Below are 2,006 nucleotides of genomic sequence, written 5' to 3' on the forward strand. Positions count from 1 at the left end.
AAACCCAGATCTCAAAGGTCTGGGCGCAGAAGCCCGCGCCGTACCGCCTAAGCGGTCGGCGTCGGGAGTACGTCACACTGAATGGATAGAGGTATGAAAATGTTAATCGATCGCTCATGCAAAGTCCGAACACTGCACCGAAGCCCCCGATCGCCACGAGAAAGCCAGAACATGCGAACGATCGCTTTGCCATCACCCTTGCACCCTTGTCATTAGAGGAAGTCTATGCCTTAGCAGACGATGCGGGCAACGGTGCGGTGGTGGTGATGAGCGGGACCGTGCGCGATCGCACCGATGGCAAACCGGTGGTGGCGCTGGAATATCAAGCCTACGAACCAATGGCACTCGCCGTATTCCGCCAAATTGCTGCTCAAATCCGCCAATCTTGGCCGCAGGTGAATCGAATCGTCATCTACCACCGCATTGGGCGCTTGCAGATAGGCGAAATTAGCGTATTGGTAGCAGTGGGATGTCCGCACCGCAAAGAAGCATTTGAGGGTTGTCGCTATGCGATCGACACCCTCAAACACAACGCGCCAATTTGGAAAAAAGAACATTGGGCCGATGGGTCGAGTTCTTGGGTGAGTATTGGTGCTTGCGAAACCGAACCCAACCCCAGCCATTGAAAACCATTGAAAATCAACCCTAGTGAATGATTTGCCCTTAATTCCGGAGACAAGCTGCGGAAAACTGCTATAATCAATCGTCCAACCGCCTCACCCAGACCCATGCGCTGTGCCAATGGCAAAACTGCCATCCCTGTAAGGAACCCCATCGGGAACTTTTCACAGAATCAGAGTGTCCCTTGAATTGGAATGTTATAAAGCGAATTCCGCCCCATGAGTTACTCTCCTTCTGTGTCTTCTTGGCCCACGGGTGAGGCGAATACTCCTCAAGCCCCAGTGCAACCTGAAAAACTCTCTAACTACGAATTAGTCGTGCGCTGTCAGCAGGGGAGCCGCCCGGATCGCGCTGCATTTGCCGAACTGCTGCGCCGCTATCAGTCCCACGTGGAAAAAATTCTGTATCACTTGGCTCCAGACTGGCAAGATCGCGCAGATTTGGCGCAGGAAGTCTGGATTCGGGTTTATCGTAATATCCAGAGACTTAAAGATCCCGTGAAATTCCGGGGCTGGTTAAGTCGAATTGCTACGAATTTGTTTTACGATGAGCTGCGTAAGCGCAAGCGCGTCCGCGATCCATTGTCCTTAGATGCCCCGCGAATGCTCGACGATGGGGAAATGGATTGGGAAATTGCAGCAGATGAGCCCGGGCCGGATGAAGATTTAACTACCCGGGAATTTTACGACCAACTGCGCGAAGCGATCGCCGACTTGCCAGAAGTCTTCCGGACCACGATCGTGCTGCGCGAAATTGAAGGACTCCCTTATGAGGAAATAGCCGAAATCACGGGGGTTTCTCTCGGAACCGTGAAATCGAGAATTGCCAGAGCGCGTCAGCGTCTGCAAGTGCAGTTACAAAGTTATTTGGATAGTTAAGCCTCAGGTTCGGTTTCCCCGAAATCAGCGTTAAATCCGAACCGCCAAACGTTTAACTCCAGAAAGATAAAATAAGATGATTAGTAGACAAGAAAAGCAGTTGTTTTCCGGGGTGCTTTCCCCAGTGTCATTGGTGGTGGTGTTGAAATGACCCGTAACTATGAATCCCATGACGCTCCGCAAAAACCAAACCTTAGGCGATCGGGAGCGCAAAATGGGAATAAACCAAATCTGTCCCTGGTACCGATAAATTCAGTTCCGAACGACTTGACCAGAGGCGATCGTCGCGCCGCCGAACGATTTGAATCCCTCAGTGCCTATTTAGATGGCGAACTGAATTCGCGCGACGCCGAGCAAGTGGAACGGTGGCTGGAAACCGAGCCACAGATGCAGCAATCTTATCAGCAACTTGTCAAACTGCGCGCTGGCGTGAATGACATGCCGGTGCCGATTTCTGACGAACCTGTGGAAGAATTTGTGGCGCAGGTGTTTAGCCGCATTGATGCG

General features: G+C 52.0%; 3 protein-coding genes. All 3 read left to right on the forward strand.

The genetic code is table 11. From position 1 onward, the window contains the following. Window positions 1-116 precede the first annotated feature (116 nt). Window positions 117-626: a molybdenum cofactor biosynthesis protein MoaE gene (locus tag AC0QH1_RS30470; protein ID WP_324635203.1), complete on the forward strand. Its 510-nt coding sequence runs from the start codon at window positions 117-119 to the stop codon at window positions 624-626. Window positions 627-839: 213 nt separating this feature from the next. After that, window positions 840-1,499 carry a sigma-70 family RNA polymerase sigma factor gene (locus tag AC0QH1_RS30475; RefSeq protein WP_324635204.1) on the forward strand — a complete coding sequence of 220 codons (660 nt, stop codon included), beginning with the start codon at window positions 840-842 and terminating at the stop codon, window positions 1,497-1,499. 147 nt (window positions 1,500-1,646) lie between these two features. After that, a partial coding sequence (locus AC0QH1_RS30480) for an anti-sigma factor family protein (protein ID WP_442957395.1) occupies window positions 1,647-2,006 on the forward strand: 360 nt, incomplete at its 3' end.

The organism is Phormidium sp. CCY1219 (assembly GCF_055795085.1).

What these genes read in the sequence shown, in the direction of transcription:
- AC0QH1_RS30470 (WP_324635203.1), top strand. Translation starts at nt 117, where the DNA reads ATGCAAAGTCCGAACACTGCACCGAAGCCCCCGATCGCCACGAGAAAG.
- AC0QH1_RS30475 (WP_324635204.1), top strand. Translation starts at nt 840, where the DNA reads ATGAGTTACTCTCCTTCTGTGTCTTCTTGGCCCACGGGTGAGGCGAAT.